This is a genomic window from Burkholderia sp. KCJ3K979 (assembly GCF_016759955.1).
Classification (GTDB): Bacteria; Pseudomonadota; Gammaproteobacteria; order Burkholderiales; family Burkholderiaceae; genus Burkholderia; species Burkholderia orbicola.
The window spans coordinates 1-17,786 of sequence record NZ_JACFYV010000142.1; the positions used below are offsets into that span (position 1 = coordinate 1).

Genomic DNA, 17,786 nt, shown 5'->3' on the forward strand with positions numbered 1-17,786 from the left:
CAATGGCGGATATCCGCCACGCATTCATCCGGGAGAATTTTCCGCGGTAGCATCGGCCGGAAATAAAAAAGTAAAAAATAATTCCGGGCGCCGGCCGGACGCGACCGCCCGCAAAGGGTGAGCGGAAGGCGTAACGACTCATAAAAAATCTCCATTTCCCGCCCATTCGGGAAAACCTGCCGATTTAATTAAAAAAGATCGCGGCAAGAATTTCCGATTATTTTTCGAAATACTTGTGCGCTTGAGGATGAATTTTCTTGTCGCTTCAATAGCGTCATGCAACGTTTGATTCGAATGTGCGGCACGGGCTGCACAAGGCGCTGTTCGGCAAACGCCTGTTCAAAGAAGAGGAAACAGACATGTTGAGCGTGCTGGCGAGAGTCATCGATATCGCGATGGTCGTGACGGGCGCGCTGATCGCGGCCGCGCTGCACGGCGGCAGCATCGGGCTCAGCGACCTGCAGCGCACGACGGTGCTGTTCGACTGCCTGCTGGTCGTCGTGTTCTTTCCGGCCTTCGGCATCTACCAGTCGTGGCGCGGCAAGCGCCTCGTCGGACTGATGGGGCGGGTCGTGTTCGCGTGGCTCGCGGTCGAGCTCGCGGGCATCCTGATGAGTTTCAGCTTTCACCAGTCGGGCGACCTGTCGCGGCTGTGGCTCGGTTACTGGGCGCTCGCGACGACGGTGCTGCTCGCCGGCTCGAAGGCTTGCGTGCACGTCGTGCTGCGGCAATTGCGCCGCGGCGGCTACAACCTGAAGGCGGTGGCGATCGTCGGCGGCACGCCGGCGGCGCGGCGGCTGATCGCGCAGATGCGGGCACGGCCGGAAGCCGGCTTCAACCCGGTGTGCGTGTACGACGAAAGCGAGGCGCCGGGCGAAGTCGCGCTCGACGACGTGCGGATCGAGCGGCAGTTCGAATCGCTGGTGTGGCTGGTGCGCAGCCGCGCGATCAGCGAGCTGTGGCTCACGCTGCCGATCACGGAGGAGCGCCGGATTCACCAGATCGTGACGGTGTTTCGCCACGACTTCGTGAACATCCGCTTCATTCCGGACGTGCGCACGCTGTCGTTCTTCAACCAGGAAGTGGTCGAGGTGCTCGGCGTGCCGGCGATCAACCTCGCGGCGTCGCCGATCACCGACGTGCGGATCTTGCCGAAGTTCGTGTTCGACCGGCTGTTCGCGCTGGCGGCGCTCACGGCGCTCGCGCCGGTGATGGTGCTGATCGCGGCGCTGATCAAGCTGACCTCGCGCGGGCCGGTGTTCTTTCGGCAGAAGCGCAAGGGCATCGACGGGCACGAGTTCGAGATCTACAAGTTTCGTTCGATGAAGGTGCACCAGGAAGTGGCCGGCCAGGTCACGCAAGCGACCAAGAACGACTCGCGCGTGACGCCGGTGGGCCGGTTCCTGCGCCGCACGAGCCTCGACGAGCTGCCGCAGTTCATCAACGTGCTGAAGGGCGAGATGTCGGTGGTGGGGCCGCGCCCGCATGCGCTCGCGCACGACGACATCTACAAGGATCTGGTCAAGGGCTACATGTTCCGTTACCGGATCAAGCCGGGCATCACCGGGTGGGCGCAGATCAACGGCTATCGCGGCGAGACCGACCAGATCGAGAAGATGATGGGCCGCGTGAAGCTCGACCTGTACTACATGCAGAACTGGTCGTTCTGGCTCGACATCAAGATCGTCGTGCTGACGCTGTGGAAAGGCTTCACCGGCAGCAACGCGTACTGACACCGACGCGCCGCGTCACGCGGGCATTCCGGTTTTACGAATTTCGAATCATTGGTCAAGGGGTCCGACACATCATGAATCTGACTATCATCGGCAGCGGTTACGTAGGGCTCGTCACCGGCGCCTGTCTCGCCGACATCGGGCACGACGTGTTCTGTCTCGACGTCGACCAGGCAAAGATCGACATCCTGAACAACGGCGGCGTACCGATCCACGAGCCGGGCCTGAAGGAAGTCATCGCGCGCAACCGTTCGGCCGGCCGCCTGCGCTTCTCGACCGACATCGAGGCCGCGGTCGCGCACGGCGACGTGCAGTTCATCGCGGTCGGCACGCCGCCCGACGAGGACGGCTCGGCCGATCTGCAATACGTGCTCGCGGCAGCGCGCAACATCGGCCGCTACATGACCGGCTTCAAGGTGATCGTCGACAAGTCGACGGTGCCGGTCGGCACGGCCGAGCGCGTGCGCGCGGCGGTCGCCGAGGAGCTCGCGAAGCGCGGCGGCGACCAGATGTTCTCGGTCGTGTCGAATCCGGAATTCCTGAAGGAAGGCGCGGCCGTCGACGATTTCACGCGCCCGGACCGCATCGTGATCGGCTGCGACGACGACGTGCCGGGCGAGCGCGCCCGCGAGCTGATGAAGAAGCTCTATGCGCCGTTCAACCGCAATCACGAGCGCACGCTGTACATGGACGTGCGCTCGGCCGAGTTCACGAAATACGCGGCGAACGCGATGCTCGCGACGCGTATCTCGTTCATGAACGAGCTGGCGAACCTCGCCGACCGCTTCGGCGCGGATATCGAGGCCGTGCGCCGCGGGATCGGCTCCGATCCGCGCATCGGCTACCACTTCCTGTATGCCGGCTGCGGCTATGGCGGCTCGTGCTTCCCGAAGGACGTCGAGGCGCTGATCCGAACGGCCGACGAGCACGGCCAGTCGCTGCAGATCCTGAAGGCCGTGTCGTCGGTCAACGCGACGCAAAAGCGCGTGCTCGCCGAGAAGATCGTCGCGCGCTTCGGCGAGGACCTGAGCGGCCGCACGTTCGCGCTGTGGGGCTTGGCCTTCAAGCCGAACACCGACGACATGCGCGAGGCGCCGAGCCGCGAGCTGATCGCCGAGCTGCTGTCGCGCGGCGCGCGCGTCGCCGCGTATGACCCGGTCGCGCAGCAGGAAGCGCGCCGCGTGATCGCGCTCGATCTCGCCGATCACCCGAGCTGGCTCGAACGCCTCTCGTTCGTCGACGACGAGGCGCAGGCCGCGCGCGACGCCGACGCGCTCGTGATCGTCACCGAATGGAAGGCGTTCAAGAGCCCGGACTTCGTCGCGCTCGGCCGCCTGTGGAAGACGCCGGTGATCTTCGACGGCCGCAACCTGTACGAGCCGGAGACGATGAGCGAGCAGGGCATCGAGTACCACCCGATCGGTCGGCCGGGCTCGCGCCAGGCGGTCGCCGCTCGCGTGCCGGGCGCCGCGCGCGCCAGCGCGTAACCCGTTTTCCGTCACTCGTTACGAGACGCCATGTTCCGGAACATCCTGATCGTCTGCCACGCGAACGTCTGCCGCAGCCCGGCGGCGGAAATGCTGTTCAAGTCGCACGCCGCGTCGCGCGGCGGCCCGCGCCCGACGTTTCATTCGGCCGGCGTGCACGCGAACGACGGCGACGGCATCGATCCGGTGATGCGGCGACTGCTGGCCGAGCGGGGTGTCGATGCGACGACCCATCGCTCGCGGCGGCTGTCGCGCCGGATCGTGCGCGACGCCGACCTGATTCTCGTCAGCGAGCGCGAACAGATCAAGGCCGTCGAAGCGGTCGATCCGTTCGCGCGCGGCAAGGTTCACCTGCTCGGCAAGTGGGAAGGGGCCGAGATCGCGGACCCGCACGGCGGCCCCGAGGCCGACTACCGCGAGAGCTACTCACTGATCGAACGTCTGGTTCAAGGATGGCTACAGAAACTATGCTGAAACGCCCGATGCGCCCGGTGGCGCTTGCCGTCGCGCTGACGACTTTCCTGTCAGCCTGTGCAACCGCGCCCGGTAACTACCTCGACTCGTCGAACCTGAAGGACGAAGGCCGGCAGGAAGCGGCCGAAACCTATCCGGTTCATTACATCGACGCCAAAGTGGTGATGGACCAGCTGCAGAAAGCGCAGGTCGATCATCCGCTGCCGCCCGGGCGCTATACCGATCCGTCGCAGTACACGTATCGCGTCGGCCCGCAGGACATCCTCGGCGTCACCGTGTGGGACCACCCGGAACTGACGACGCCGCAGGGCCAGTCGTTCTCGAGCGGCGGCAATACGACGCAATCGGTCGCGGGCGCGCTGCAGCAGCCGTATACGACCGCGCTGCCGGGCCAGGCCGATCCGTACGGCCAGACGGTCGCCGCCGACGGCACGATCTTCTTCCCGTTCGTCGGCCGCATCCGCGTGGCGGGCAAGACGGTCGCGCAGATCCGCGACGAGATGGCGTCCAGCCTGTCGCGCTACGTGAAGAATCCGCAGCTCGACGTGCGCGTGCTGTCGTTCCGCAGCCAGAAGGTGCAGGTGACGGGCGAGGTGAAGCAGCCGGGCCCGCTCGCGGTGAGCGACGTGCCGCTCACGCTCGTCGACGCGATCTCGCGTTCCGGCGGCTCGACCGCCGAGGCCGACCTGCAGCGCGTGCGCCTGACGCGCGACGGCAAGCTCTACACGCTCGACGCGAACGGCGTGCTCGATCGCGGCGAAGTGAAGCAGAACGTGATGCTGCAGCCGGGCGACATCGTCAACGTGCCGGACCGCAGCGACAGCCGCGTGTTCATCATGGGCGAGGTCAAGACGCCGGTCACGGTGCCGATGCTCAAGGGCAAGCTGACCATCGCCGATGCGCTGACCGCGGGCGGCGGGATTCTCGACACCGATGCGAACCCGCGCAAGATCTACGTGATGCGCGGGATGCGCGACAACCCGACGAAGCCCGAGGTGTACCGCCTCGACATGACGCAGCCCGATGCGCTGATGCTGTCGAGCCGCTTCCCGCTTCAACCGCTCGACGTCGTCTACGTCAGCACGGCCGGTTCGGTGCAGTTCAACCGTGTGCTGCAGCAGGTGCTGCCGACGATCCAGACGATCTTCTACATGCGGCAAATCACGCGCTGATAGCCCGCCGGGGCGGCGCCCGCCCCCCGGCACCACTCAAGCGGGAACGAATGGTGAACACGCAAGCGAAACACTCCTACGCGGACCTGACCGCGAAGACCGAGGAAGAGGACTTCGTTCTCGGCCAGTTGCTCCAGGTGATCATGGACGACATCTGGCTGCTGATCGGCATCGCGGTGACGGTCGTCGCGCTCGCCGGCCTCTACTGCTTCATCGCGAAGCCGGTCTACCAGGCGGACGTGCACGTGCGGGTCGAGGGCAACGACAACACGTCGCAGGCGCTCACGCAGACGCAGACGGGCGCGTCGATCAACAGCGGCCCGCAGCAGGCGCCGACCGACGCGGAAATCGAGATCATCAAGAGCCGCGGCGTCGTCACGCCGGTCGTCGAGCAGTTCAAGCTGAACTTCTCGGTCGCGCCGAAGACGCTGCCGGTGCTCGGCAGCCTCGCCGCGCGCCTCGCGACGCCCGGCGAGCCGTCGCGGCCGTGGCTCGGCCTGAAGTCGTATGCGTGGGGCGGCGAAGTCGCCGACGTCGACTCGATCAGCGTCGTGCCGGCGCTCGAAGGCAAGAAGCTGACGCTGACGGCCGGCCCGAACGGCACCTATTCGCTGGTCGACGAGAACGGCACGCGGCTGCTGGCGGGCCGCGTCGACGAAGCCGCGCAGGGCGGCGGCGTGACGCTGCTCGTGCGGAAGCTCGTCGCGCGCCCCGGCACGCAGTTCACGGTGGTGCGCTACAACGATCTCGACGCGATCAGCGGCTTCCAGGCCGGTATCCAGGTGAGCGAGCAGGGCAAGCAGACGGGCGTCGTGCAGATCTCGCTCGAAGGCAAGGACCCGGACCAGACCGCCGCGATCGCGAACGCGCTCGCGCAGTCGTACCTGAACCAGCACGTGGTCGCGAAGCAGGCGGAAGCGACCAAGATGCTCGACTTCCTGAAGGGCGAGGAGCCGCGCCTGAAGGCCGACCTCGAACGCGCGGAAGCCGCGCTCACGCAATACCAGCGCACGTCGGGCTCGATCAACGCGAGCGACGAGGCGAAGGTCTACCTCGAAGGCAGCGTGCAGTACGAACAGCAGATCGCCGCGCAGCGGCTGCAGCTCGCGTCGCTCGCACAGCGCTTCACCGATTCGCATCCGATGGTGATCGCCGCGAAGCAGCAGCTCGCGGAGCTGCAGGGCGAGAAGGACAAGTTCAGCAACCGCTTCCGCAGCCTGCCGGCGACCGAGGTGAAGGCGGTCCAGCTCCAGCGCGACGCGAAGGTCGCCGAGGACATCTACGTGCTGCTGCTGAACCGCGTGCAGGAACTGTCGGTGCAGAAGGCCGGGACGGGCGGCAACATCCACCTGATCGATTCGGCGCTGCGTCCGGGCGCGCCGGTCAAGCCGAAGAAGGTGCTGATCCTGTCGGCCGCCGTGTTCCTCGGGCTGATCCTCGGCACGGGCGTCGTGTTCCTGCGCCGCAACCTGTTCCAGGGCATCGAGGACCCGGACCGCATCGAGCGCACGTTCAACCTGCCGCTGTACGGGCTGGTGCCGCAAAGCGCCGAGCAGGTGAAGCTCGACGCGGCGGCGGAGAAGGGCGGCAGCCGTGCGCGGCCGATCCTCGCGAGCCTGCGTCCGAAGGACCTGAGCGTCGAGAGCATGCGCAGCCTGCGCACCGCGATGCAGTTCGCGATGATGGACGCGAAGAACCGCGTGATCGTGCTGACCGGCCCGACGCCGGGCATCGGCAAGAGCTTCCTGACGGTCAACCTCGCGGTGCTGCTCGCGCATTCGGGCAAGCGCGTGCTGCTGATCGACGCCGACATGCGCCGCGGGATGCTCGACCGCTACTTCGGTCTCACCGTGCAGCCGGGCCTGTCCGAGCTGCTGAGCGATCAGTCGCCGCTCGAGGAAGCGATCCGCGAGACGCCGGTGCAGGGCCTGTCGTTCATCGCGGCCGGCACGCGCCCGCCGAATCCGTCGGAACTGCTGATGTCGACGCGCCTGCCGCAATACCTCGAAGGGCTCGGCAAGCGCTACGACGTCGTGCTGATCGATTCGCCGCCGGTGCTGGCGGTGACCGACGCGACCATCATCGGCCGCATGGCCGGTTCGACGTTCCTCGTGCTGCGCTCGGGCATGCATACCGAAGGCGAGATCGCCGACGCGATCAAGCGCCTGCGCACCGCGGGCGTCGACCTGGAGGGCGGGATCTTCAATGGCGTGCCGCCGAAGGCGCGCGGCTACGGCTACGGCCGCGGCTATGCGGCCGTGCATGAATACCTGAGCGCTTGACCGCATTTCACGACACCGGGCCGGCGCGAGCGCCTGCCCGGCCGACTGGAGAATCCTTGATGAAAATTTCCGTGCTCGTTCCGACCTACCGGCGTCCCGCCGACCTCGCGCGCTGCCTGCTGGCGCTGCAGCGGCAGCAGCGGCTGCCCGACGAGGTGATCGTCGTCGCGCGCCCGGAGGACGACGCCACGCACGAACGGCTCGCCGATCCGGCGGTCGGCGGCGCGCTGCCGCTGCGCATCGTGCCGGTCGACGTGGGGGGGCAGGTCGCCGCGCTGAACAAGGGGCTCGACTCGGCGAACGGCGACATCGTCGCGATCACCGACGACGATGCGGCGCCGCGCCCCGACTGGCTCGCGCGCATCGAAGCCGTATTCCAGGCCGATCCGCGCGTGGGCGCGGTCGGCGGACGCGACTGGGTGCACGAGAAGGGCCGTCTGCTCGACGAATCGCGCGAACTCGTCGGCCAGCTCACGCTGTCCGGCAAGATCATCGGCAATCATCACCTCGGCGTGGGCGGCGCGCGCGAAGTCGACATGCTCAAGGGCGCAAACATGAGCTACCGCCGCGCAGCGATCGAACGGCTGCGCTTCGACACGCGGCTGCGCGGCGCCGGCGCGCAGATGCACAACGACATGGGCTTCAGCATGCACGTGCAGCGCGAAGGCTGGAAGCTCGTTTACGACCCGGCGATCGCGGTCGATCATTTTCCGGCCGAGCGCTTCGACGACGACCGGCGCGATGCCGCGTCGCTGAACGCGATCAGCAACGGCGCGCACAACCTGCACCTGATCCTGCGCGAGCATCTGTCGCCGCTGCGGCGCGAGATCGCGTGGTGGTGGTGGGCGCTGGTCGGCACGCGCGTCTATCCGGGCTTCGCGCACCTGCTGCTGGCGCTGCCGACCGCGCGGCGCGCCCGCGTGCTCGCGCACTGGCGCGCGGTGCGCCGCGGCGCCCGCGATGCGCGTCGCACCAACCTTGCCCCCCACCGTGCGGCGATGCCGCCGGTGACGTCTTGAACGGCCTGCGCGCACCGCGCGCGGCCACATCCGGAGGGCTCGCATGACCACGAAGGCTGCAACCAACGTCCACGTCCATCTGTTCTATGGCGCCGATCCGCGTACCTACCGGAAGGGCGACGACATCGGCTGCCTGTACGGCTATCACCACGCCGAATCCGACGAATTCCGGCTGACCTATTCGCAGGACGTCGGCGAGAACCGCATCGTGAGCGTCGCGCGCCGCGCGCTGAAGGCGGCGCTCGGCTTCGACGTCGTGCACGCGTGGCGCAATCGCGCGGCGCTGCTCGCGACCGACGTGATCTGGACGCACACCGAGCAGGAGCATCTGGCCGCCGCGCTGATCCTCAAGCTCGCCGGCGCGCAGGGCAAGCGCCCGCTGCTGCTTGCGCAGAGCGTCTGGCTGTTCGACAAGTGGGGCAGTTTCGGCGGCCCGCGCCGCTGGCTGTACCGCAAGCTGCTCGCGCGCGCCGACGCGTTGACCACGCTCGCCCGCGACAACGCCGACCTGTGCCGACGCTATCTCGGGCGCGAAGCCGAATTCGTCTATTACGGGCTCAACACGCAGGATTTCCCGCCGGTCGAGCCGCGGCAATGGCAACCGAACCGGCCGCTGCGGATCGCGGCGATCGGCAACGACCGCGACCGCGACTGGCGCACGTTCCTCGCCGCGTTCGGCGGCGACGAACGCTACGAGGTGCGGCTCGCGACGCGCCGCCGCGTGCCGCGCGAGTGGCATGCGCCGAACGTGAAGATCGGCCCGGCGTCGGGGCTCGCGAAGCAGCACGAGCTGTACGCGTGGGCCGACGTGATCGTCGTGCCGCTGCGGCCGAATTTCCACGCGTCGGGCATCACCGTGATGCTCGAGGCGGCGGCCGTCGGCAAGCCGATGATCGTGTCCGACGTGGGCGGCCTGAGCGACTATTTCCCGCACGATACGGCCGCCTATGTGCCGGCGTTCGACGCGCAGGCGATGCGCCAGGCCGCCGACCGCTTCGTCGCCGATCCGGCGGCGGCGCTCGACTGCGCGCGGGCCGCGGCTGCGTGCCTGCGCGAACGCGACCTGACCACGCAGGCGTTCGCCGAGCAGCACGTGCGGATCACGCGCGACATGCTGCGCCGGCGCCGCACGCCCGCGCCGGCCGGCGTCGCGATGCCGCTCGCCGATTCGAGCGCGTCGTCGCAGTGAGCGCGGATCGATGAGTACGATTGCCGCCGAACGCGCGCCGTCGCGCGCCCGCAGCTGGTTCGCCGAGCCGAAGCACTGGGCCGGGCAGGCCGGGCTGTGGGCGTTGACCGCCGCGCTGATCGCCGTCCACCAGGGCAAGGTGCTGACGCTCGTATTCCCGGTGCTGGCCATCGGGGTCGGCATCTGGCTGTATTTCAAGAGCCCGGCACGCTACGTGGGCTTCATGTGGTGGGTGTGGTTCCTGAGCCCGGAAGTGCGGCGCCTGGCTGACTGGTCGAAGGGCGCGTTCACGCCGACGAGTTTGATCCAGGTCGCGCCGCTCGCGGTGACGATGATCGCCGGCCTGGGGCTCGTCAGGCATTACCGCGTGCTCGCGCAGCGGCGCGGGATTCCGGTGCTGCTGATCCTGTTCGGGCTCGTGTATGCGTACCTGGTCGGGATCGTGTCGAGCGGCGTGATGGCCGCGACCTACGACCTCGCGAACTGGCTGTACCCGATCCTGATCGGCTTTCACATCATGGTGAACGCGCGCAACTATCCGGAGTATCGCGACGTGCTGCTGTCCACCTTCATGTGGGGCATGCTCGTGATGGGCGTGTACGGCGTCGTGCAGTATTTCGTGATGCCGCAGTGGGACGTGCTGTGGATGGTCGGCTCGCAGATGGGCTCGCAGGGCGAGCCGGTGCCGTATGGCGTGCGCGTGTTCAGCACGATGAATTCGTCCGGGCCGTTCGCGTTCGCGATGATGGGCGCGCTGGTGTTCGTGCTGGTCGCGCCGCAGAAGATCCGCTGGTTCGCGGGCGCGGCCGGTTTCGTGTCGTTCGCGCTGTGTCTCGTGCGCTCGACCTGGGGCGGCTGGGTGATCGCGCTCGCGATCCAGCTCGTGCAATCGAGCAACCGCGTGCGGATGCGGATTCTGATCAGCGGCGTCGTGCTGGTCGGGCTGTGCGTGCCGCTGCTGACCGTCGGGCCGGTGGCCGACCGGCTCGGCGCGCGCCTGCAGTCGATCACGAACCTGAAGGACGACCGCAGCTACGACGACCGCAACAAGTTTTACGCGACCTTCGCGCAGACGGCGTTTACCGACGTCGCCGGCGAAGGAATGGGTGCGACGGGCGCGTCCACGAAGCTGTCGAGCGACAGCGGCGAACTCGGCAAGTACGGCAGCTTCGACAGCGGCGTGATGAACGTGCCGTTCGTGCTCGGCTGGCCCGGCACGCTGCTGTATCTCGCCGGCGTCGTGATGCTGTTCGGCCGCACGCTGCGCGCGGCGTTCAAGCTGCGCAAGGACAAGTTCGTCGGCGCGTGCCTGAGCCTGTGCCTGTCGACCTTCGCGATGCTCGTGTTCACGAACTCGCTGATCGGCACCGGCGGCCTGCTGATGTTCACAGCCATTTTTTCGATACTTGCCGCGGCGCACTGGCAGAAGGCGCAACGCCTGCTGGCCGCCGCGCGTTCACGGGGAGGCGACCATTGAGAATCGCGATCGTCACGCACGTCGTGCGACATAACGACGGGCAGGGCCGCGTCAATTACGAAATCGCGCGCGCGGCGCTGGCCGAGAACTACGAGGTCACGCTGGTCGCGTCGCATGTCGCGCCCGAGCTGCTGGCCGACCCGCGCGTGCGCTGGGTGCCGGTGAAGGTCGGCGGCTTCTGGCCGTCGAATCTCGTCAAGCAGCAGGTGTTCGCGCTGAAAAGCGCGGCGTGGCTGCGCGCGCACCGTAGCGAATACGACGTACTGCACGTGAACGGCTTCATCTCGTGGATCAAGGCCGACGTCAATACCGCGCACTTCGTGCACGGTGGCTGGTTCAAGAGTCCGTACTATCCGTTCGGGCCCGCGAAGGGGCTGTGGTCGGCCTACCAGTACGTCTACACGCGCGTGAATACCGTGCTCGAGCGCTGGGCGTACAAGCGTTCGCGCGCGATCACCGCCGTGTCGCAGAAGGTGGCCGACGAGATTGCCGGGCTCGGCATCGACAGCCGCAAGATCAGCGTGATCTACAACGGCGTCGACGGCAGCGCGTTCGCCGGCGCGCAGGCCGATCGCGCGGCGTTCAAGCTGCCGGACGACGCGTTCCTGCTGCTGTTCGTCGGCGACCTGCGCACGCCGCGCAAGAACCTCGGCACCGTGCTGAAGGCGCTGACGAAGCTGCCCGCCAACGTGCATCTGGCGGTAGCCGGCTATCTGCCCGGCAGCCCGTATCCGGAGGAGGCGCGCGCGCTCGGCATCGATTCGCGCGTGCATTTCCTTGGGCTCGTGAAGAACATGCCGACGCTGATGCGCTCGGTCGACGCGTATGTCTTTCCGTCGCGCTACGAAGCGATGAGCCTGTCGCTGCTGGAGGCGATGGCGGCCGGGCTGCCGGTCGTCACCGCGCGCACGGCGGGCGGCGCGGAAATCATCACGCGCGAATGCGGGATCGTGCTGGAGGACCCGGACGATCCGGCCGCGCTCGCGCAGGCGATCGGCGCGCTCGCGGCGTCGCGCGACACGTGTCGCGCGATGGGCGACGCGGCCCGCGAACTGATGACCCGTTTCGGCTGGGCGCACATGGGCGCCCAGTACGTCGCGCTTTACCGGCGCATCGGCCAACCCACGCAGCCGTCCGCCTTCGAGCGGGTCGAGCATGCAATCACGCAGGAGCAACCGTGATGTCCCACTCTTCCCGGCCGATCAAATCGTTGCAGATCGGCATGCACTGGTTCCCCGAACGCGCGGGCGGCCTCGACCGGATGTACTACTCGCTCGTCGGCGCGCTGCCCGGCGCGGGCGTCGAGGTGCGCGGGCTCGTGGCCGGCTCGCCGAAGGTCGCCGACGACACGGGCGGGGCGATCCAGGGTTTCGGTCCCGCGTCGGAGCCGCTCGCGCGCCGGATGCTCGCCGCGCGGCGCGCGTTGCGCGACGAGATCCGCAGCGCGCGGCCGGACGTGATTTCGTCGCACTTCGCGCTGTACACGTTCCCGGGCCTCGACGTGACGCGCGGGATTCCGCAGGTGTCGCACTTCCAGGGGCCGTGGGCCGACGAAAGCCAGGTCGAGGGCGCCGCGTCGCTCGGGCAGCGCGCGAAGCGCTATCTCGAACAGGCGGTGTATACGCGCTCGTCGCGGCTGATCGTGCTGTCGCAGGCGTTCGGCCAGATCCTGACGAACCGGTACGGGATCGATCCGTCGCGCGTGCGCGTGATTCCCGGCTGCGTCGATACCGCGCAGTTCGACACGCCGCTCACGCCCGCCGAGGCGCGGCACAAGCTGCAACTGCCGCAGGACCGGCCGATCGTGCTGGCCGTGCGCCGACTCGTGCGGCGCATGGGGCTGGAGGACCTGATCGACGCGATCGGCGTCGTCAAGCGCCGCCATCCGGACGTGCTGCTGCTGATCGCCGGCAAGGGCAAGATCGGCGAGGAACTGCAGCAGCGCATCGACGAAGCCGGGCTGCAGGACAACGTGAAGCTGCTCGGCTTCGTGCCCGACCATCATCTCGCGGCGCTGTATCGCGCGGCGACGGTCAGTGTCGTGCCGACGGTCGCGCTCGAAGGCTTCGGGCTGATCACCGTCGAATCGCTGGCGTCCGGCACGCCGGTGCTGGTCACGCCGGTCGGCGGGCTGCCGGAGGCGGTCGCCGGGTTGTCGAACGATCTCGTGCTGCCGTCGACGGGCGCGGATGCAATTGCCGAAGGGCTCGGCGGCGCGCTGTCGGGTGCGATCGCGCTGCCCGATGAGGCCGCATGCAAGCGTTATGCACGCGATCATTTCGACAATGCGGTGATCGCACGGCGCGTGGCCGGCGTGTACGAAGAGGCGATTCAGGCGGCAGGCTGAACGTTCGCGGCGCGCACCGTGTGCGTCGAACCGCAGCGGGACCGACATGCGCCGCGACGTTGCCGGCGCGCCTCACGCGCGCCGCAGCGTCGCCACCCACACCCCGAGCGCGGCCACGCTCACCCCCGCGCCGAGCACGCAGACGCCGGTCCAGCCGGCGCGCGCATACATCATCGTCGCCGCGATCGCACCGAGCCCGCTGCCGGCCGAATAGAACAGCATGTAGCAGCCGACGAGGCGCGCATGCGCATCGGGCCGCGCACCAAGAATCATGCTCTGGTTGACGACGTGGACGGCCTGCCCGCCGACGTCGAGCAGCACGATGCCGACGATCAGCCATGCAATCGACGTATTGCCGAACGCGAGCGGCAGCCACGCGCACGCGAGCAGCGCGAGTGCCGCTCCGGTCGTCGCCTCGCCGCGCCCGCGATCCGCGAGCCGGCCCGCGCGGGCCGCCGCCGCCGCACCGAGCGCGCCGACGAGGCCGAATGCGCCGATCTGCGTGTGCGACATCGCGTGCGGCGGCGCGCTCAGCGGCAGCACGAGCGCGCTCCAGAAGATGCTGAACGCCGCGAACATCAGCAGTGCGATCGCGCCGCGCACACGCAGCACGCGTTCGTCGCGCAGCAGCGACACCATCGAGCGCAGCAGCGCCGCGTAGCCGATGCGTGCGCGCGGTTCGCGCATATCGGGCAGCAGCCGCGACAGCACGACGAGCATCGCGATCGCGAGCGCACCCGACACGAGATAGACGGCCCGCCACCCCGCGATGTCGGTGACGACGCCCGCCAGCGAGCGCGCGGCCAATAGTCCGACCACGACGCCGCCCTGCGCGGCGCCCACCACGCGCCCGCGTTCGCCCGCACCGGCGAGGGCGGCCGAGCACGCGATCAGCCCTTGCGTCATCGCGGTGCCGAGCAGCCCGACCGCGACCATTCCGGCCAGCAGCGCGCCACGCGTCGGTGCCGTGGCCACGCCGATGCAGGCCGCGCTCAGCAGCACGAGCTGCACGGCGATCAGGCGCTTGCGGTTCAGCAGGTCGCCGAGCGGCACGACGAACAGCAGCGCGAGCGCGCAGCCGAGCTGCGTCGCGGTGATGACGCCGCCGACGGCGGCCTGCGACACGCCGAAATCCCGTGCGATCGAATCGAGCAGCGGCTGCGCGTAGTAGACGTTCGCGACGCTCGCCGCGCAGCAGACAGCCAGCAGGGCGACGCGTGCCGACGACAGGCGGCCGTCCTCGGCCGGATGGATCGCGTCGGTCGACGCGTTCGATGCAACGGTGCCGGAATGACAGGACGATTCCATGGGTTCCTCACGCAATGTAGTTGCAATTTGAAACTAGGTTGGAGTGTAGGGAAAGTAGTTTTAAAATGCAACTTGTTGGGTGGCGGGCCTGAGGCCCGTGCACGGATGGCCGGCATGCCCGCGAAGGCGGCCGGCACGATTGCGGAGAGAAAGATGGCCAGGCAGAAAAGTCTTGCGGATTCGCCGTGCCCGGTGGCGCGCGCGACCGATATCGTCGGCGATCGCTGGGCGTTGCTGATCGTGCGCGATGCGTTCGACGGCGTGCGCCGCTTCGGCGATTTCCGCGCGAGTCTCGGCGTCGCGAGCAATATCCTGTCCGACCGGCTGAAGATGCTGGTGGACGCGGGCGTATTCGACGTCGTGCCGGCGTCGGACGGCACCGCGTATCAGGAGTACGTGCTGACGAAAAAGGGCGAAGGGCTGTTTCCGGTCATCGTGATGCTGCGGCAGTGGGGCGAGGCCAACCTGTTCGCGCGCGACGAGCGGCATTCGGTGCTGGTCGATCGCGGCACCGGGCGTGCGATCCGCAAGCTCGCGCTGCGGCACGACGACGGCCGGCCCGTGAAGGCGGCCGACACGGTCGTCAGGAAGGTCGACGACGAGGCGAGCGCGACACGGCGATGAGCATCAGGCGCGATGGCCCGGCCGGCCAGCAGCTCCCGCGTTGTATCTGGAAATACCTGTCTCGATCTCGATGCACCCGACACGCTGCACGCGCCGCATCCGCGCTTGCAGTTCATGGTGATTCAGGCGAGCCGCGGTGGGCACGTGAGCCACTTCGGGCGTAACGTCTTTCCGTGGCGTCACCTGATCCAGCCCGACCCCGGCGCCGCATGACCGCACGCGCTCAATCGTGCGCCGACAAGGCCTGACGCGACCGCGGCGCACCGCGATCCGCATCGGTCCGCACGCGGGTCGCGAGCAGCGCGGCGGCGACCAGCAGCGCGACCGACACGACGGTTTCGATCCGCAACCCGCTGACGACCTGCGCTGCACCGCCGCCGCCGGCGAGCGCACCGAACGCCGCGACGCCGATCGCGCCGCCGGCCTGCCGCGCGGTATTGAGCACGGCCGACGCGATGCCGGCCCGCTCGGGTGCGACCGAGGCGAGTACGGCCGTCGTCATCGCGGGCACCGCGAAGCCCATGCCCGACGGAATCAGCAGGAACGGCACCAGCAGCACGCCGAGCGGCGTCGCGGCATCGACGAAATGCAGCGACCCGTAGCCGAGCGCGGCGACGAGCGCGCCGGCCACCATCGGCACGCGCGGGCCGTGGCGGGCGACGACGCGTCCGCTCGCGAGATTCGACAGCAGGAAGCCGCCGGTGAGCGGCAGGAACGCGAACCCGGCCTGCAACGCCGACTCGCCGCGTGCGCGTTGCAGGTACAGCGCGAGCACGAACACGGTGCCGTAGTACGTGAGGTTCACGCAGATCCCGAACAGCACGGCCGCGCTGAACGCAGGGTGGCGGAACAGCGACAGCGGCAGCATCGGCGTGGCCGTACGCGATTCGACCGCGACGAACGCGAGCGCGGCCAGCGCTGCCAGCACGAAACCGCCGGCCACGACCGGATGCGTGAAGCCGAGCGGCCGCCATTCGATCACGGCGCCGGTCAGCGCGGTCAGCATCGCGATCGCGATGAACTGGCCGCGCGGATCGAGCGAACGGGCCGAGCGCGCCGGGGCAGCCTGCGCGCGGCGCACCGGCACCCACGCGAACGTGGCGGCGAGCCCCGCCGCACACAGCGGCAGGTTCACGAGGAAGATGCCGCGCCAGCCCCACGCGGCGATCAGCAGGCCGCCGACGACCGGGCCGGCCGCGATCGCGATCGACCCGGCCGCCGTCCACCCGCTGACCGCACGGGCGCGCAGGCGCGGGTCATGCCGGCACGCGTCGTTGAGCAGCGCGAGCGAATTGGGCAGCATGGCCGCGGCGCCGACGCCTTGCAGCGCGCGGGCCGCGATCAGCATCGCGGGCGCGACGGCGGCGCCGCACGCGAGTGACGCGAACGCGAACAGCAGGAGGCCCGCGACATACAGGCGGCGTGTGCCGAAGCGGTCGCCGAGCGCGCCGGCCGACAGCATCAGCACCGCGAACGCGAGCGTGTACGCATCGACGACCCATTGCAGGCCGGCGACCGGCAGGTGCAGATCGGCGGCGAGATGCGCGAGCGCGATATTGACGATGGTCACGTCGAGCTGCGTGACGACGAAACCGATGCTGACGGTGGCGACGATGCGCGCCAGCGCGGGCGGGAAAGCGGGGGACGGTGTGGTCGTATCCATGCGTCCATCGTAGGCGGCGACGGACATCCGATGTTTCAGCGGGATGTGAAGCGTCGATACGCGGCCCGTGCGCGGCGATTAACATGGCAATGCGGCGGGCGCATGCCACCGCGCACATCGACTTTCGACAGGCCTGTCCGGATGACTCCCTCCAACCTGACGACGCGCGACGCGCAGATCGCCGATCACGCCGACATCGCACGGCTGATGCACCAGCTTGGCTACGATGCGCCCCCCGCGATGATCCGCGACAAGCTGGCAACACTGCTGCCGAGCGCGGTCGACCGCATCCTGGTCGCGACGATCGCGCATCGCGTGGTCGGCTGCATCAGCCTGCATGCGCTTGCGCTATTTCACGCGCACGGCAATCTCGGGCGCATCACGAGTCTGGTCGTCGACGAAGGCTGTCGCGGGCAGGGTGTCGGCGGCGCGCTGATCGCAGCGGCGCACAGCTGGTTCGAGTCGGTGGGGTGCGTGAAACTGGAGGTGACGAGCGGCGACCATCGGCTCGATGCGCACCGCTTTTACGCGCGGTACGGCTTCACGCGGGACGGACAGCGGCTGTCGAAGCGCGTCCGGCCGTGATGCCGGGGCGAGCGGCCGCCGCATCCGCCATCGCGGGAAAACCGGCGCCGCTTGACCGTTCAATGCCGTTCGCCGCGCCAGCGTCCCGGCGCCACGCCGAAGCGCTTGGTGAACGCATGCGTGAACGTGCTCTGATCCGCGAAGCCGACGCTGCCCGCGATGTCGACCAGCGCATGCCGGCCGTCGGCGAGCAGCACGACTGCTGCGTCAAGCCGCAGCCGCTGCAGGTAGCGATGCGGGGTTTCGCCGAAGGCGTCGACGAACAATTGATGAAACCGGCGCATCCCGTAGCCGCAGTGCGCGGCGAGATCGGCGATGCGCAGCGGGTCGGCGAGCCGCGCGCGCAGCCAGCGGTCGATGCGCGCGAAATCGAGGCCCGACGCGGGCGCGGCGATGCCCGCGTCGTCGAGCAGCGCGTCGCACAGG

At 68.6% G+C, this 17,786-nt stretch carries 15 protein-coding genes; 12 read left to right on the forward strand and 3 right to left on the reverse strand.

Annotation, left to right across the window (positions count from 1 at the left end):
* The first annotated feature begins 359 nt into the window (after positions 1 to 359).
* From H3O04_RS24555 to H3O04_RS24600, 10 genes are all read left to right on the forward strand, one after another.
* Entirely contained in the window at positions 360 to 1,733 is a 1,374-nt protein-coding gene (locus tag H3O04_RS24555; RefSeq protein ID WP_012338501.1) for an undecaprenyl-phosphate glucose phosphotransferase, read from the forward strand.
* Between the two features lie 74 nt (positions 1,734 to 1,807).
* Positions 1,808 to 3,220, forward strand: a complete 1,413-nt coding sequence (locus H3O04_RS24560) for a UDP-glucose dehydrogenase family protein (RefSeq protein ID WP_006479486.1) — start codon at positions 1,808 to 1,810, stop codon at positions 3,218 to 3,220.
* A 30-nt stretch (positions 3,221 to 3,250) separates the two neighbouring features.
* On the forward strand, positions 3,251 to 3,694 hold the full coding sequence (locus H3O04_RS24565) for a low molecular weight protein-tyrosine-phosphatase (RefSeq protein ID WP_011548197.1): 444 nt from the start codon (positions 3,251 to 3,253) through the stop codon (positions 3,692 to 3,694).
* Complete coding sequence (locus H3O04_RS24570) at positions 3,688 to 4,866, forward strand: polysaccharide biosynthesis/export family protein (RefSeq protein ID WP_012338500.1); 1,179 nt, start codon at positions 3,688 to 3,690, stop codon at positions 4,864 to 4,866. Before H3O04_RS24565 ends, H3O04_RS24570 begins: the two co-directional genes overlap by 7 nt.
* Positions 4,867 to 4,916: 50 nt before the next feature.
* Positions 4,917 to 7,148 carry a polysaccharide biosynthesis tyrosine autokinase gene (locus H3O04_RS24575; protein ID WP_202588619.1) on the forward strand — a complete coding sequence of 744 codons (2,232 nt, stop codon included), beginning with the start codon at positions 4,917 to 4,919 and terminating at the stop codon, positions 7,146 to 7,148.
* A 59-nt stretch (positions 7,149 to 7,207) separates the two neighbouring features.
* Complete coding sequence (locus tag H3O04_RS24580) at positions 7,208 to 8,167, forward strand: glycosyltransferase family 2 protein (RefSeq protein ID WP_011548194.1); 960 nt, start codon at positions 7,208 to 7,210, stop codon at positions 8,165 to 8,167.
* A gap of 43 nt (positions 8,168 to 8,210) precedes the next feature.
* Complete coding sequence (locus H3O04_RS24585) at positions 8,211 to 9,356, forward strand: glycosyltransferase family 4 protein (protein ID WP_202588620.1); 1,146 nt, start codon at positions 8,211 to 8,213, stop codon at positions 9,354 to 9,356.
* A gap of 10 nt (positions 9,357 to 9,366) precedes the next feature.
* On the forward strand, positions 9,367 to 10,833 hold the full coding sequence (locus tag H3O04_RS24590; protein WP_078041424.1) for an O-antigen ligase family protein: 1,467 nt from the start codon (positions 9,367 to 9,369) through the stop codon (positions 10,831 to 10,833).
* On the forward strand, positions 10,830 to 12,014 hold the full coding sequence (locus tag H3O04_RS24595) for a glycosyltransferase family 4 protein (RefSeq protein WP_078041425.1): 1,185 nt from the start codon (positions 10,830 to 10,832) through the stop codon (positions 12,012 to 12,014). The genes H3O04_RS24590 and H3O04_RS24595 overlap by 4 nt, the downstream gene beginning before the upstream one ends.
* Positions 12,014 to 13,180 carry a glycosyltransferase family 4 protein gene (locus tag H3O04_RS24600; protein WP_078041426.1) on the forward strand — a complete coding sequence of 389 codons (1,167 nt, stop codon included), beginning with the start codon at positions 12,014 to 12,016 and terminating at the stop codon, positions 13,178 to 13,180. Before H3O04_RS24595 ends, H3O04_RS24600 begins: the two co-directional genes overlap by 1 nt.
* A 72-nt stretch (positions 13,181 to 13,252) precedes the next feature.
* Here the strand turns inward: H3O04_RS24600 and H3O04_RS24605 are convergent, their stop codons facing one another.
* On the reverse strand, positions 13,253 to 14,488 hold the full coding sequence (locus H3O04_RS24605; protein ID WP_078041427.1) for an MFS transporter: 1,236 nt from the start codon (positions 14,486 to 14,488) through the stop codon (positions 13,253 to 13,255).
* A 153-nt stretch (positions 14,489 to 14,641) separates the two neighbouring features.
* On the opposite strand from H3O04_RS24605, the gene H3O04_RS24610 reads away from it, so the two are divergent.
* Positions 14,642 to 15,112 carry a winged helix-turn-helix transcriptional regulator gene (locus H3O04_RS24610; protein ID WP_202588621.1) on the forward strand — a complete coding sequence of 157 codons (471 nt, stop codon included), beginning with the start codon at positions 14,642 to 14,644 and terminating at the stop codon, positions 15,110 to 15,112.
* A 223-nt stretch (positions 15,113 to 15,335) separates the two neighbouring features.
* Here H3O04_RS24610 and H3O04_RS24615 read toward each other — a convergent pair whose 3' ends face one another.
* Positions 15,336 to 16,775: an MFS transporter gene (locus H3O04_RS24615; RefSeq protein WP_078041889.1), complete on the reverse strand. Its 1,440-nt coding sequence runs from the start codon at positions 16,773 to 16,775 to the stop codon at positions 15,336 to 15,338.
* A 141-nt stretch (positions 16,776 to 16,916) separates the two neighbouring features.
* Between H3O04_RS24615 and H3O04_RS24620 the strand changes: the two genes are divergently transcribed.
* Positions 16,917 to 17,360, forward strand: coding sequence for a GNAT family N-acetyltransferase (locus H3O04_RS24620; RefSeq protein ID WP_078041429.1), 444 nt, complete (start codon positions 16,917 to 16,919; stop codon positions 17,358 to 17,360).
* A gap of 59 nt (positions 17,361 to 17,419) precedes the next feature.
* Here H3O04_RS24620 and H3O04_RS24625 read toward each other — a convergent pair.
* Positions 17,420 to 17,786 (reverse strand): helix-turn-helix domain-containing protein (locus tag H3O04_RS24625; RefSeq protein WP_202588622.1); only part of this gene is annotated, 367 nt, incomplete at its 5' end.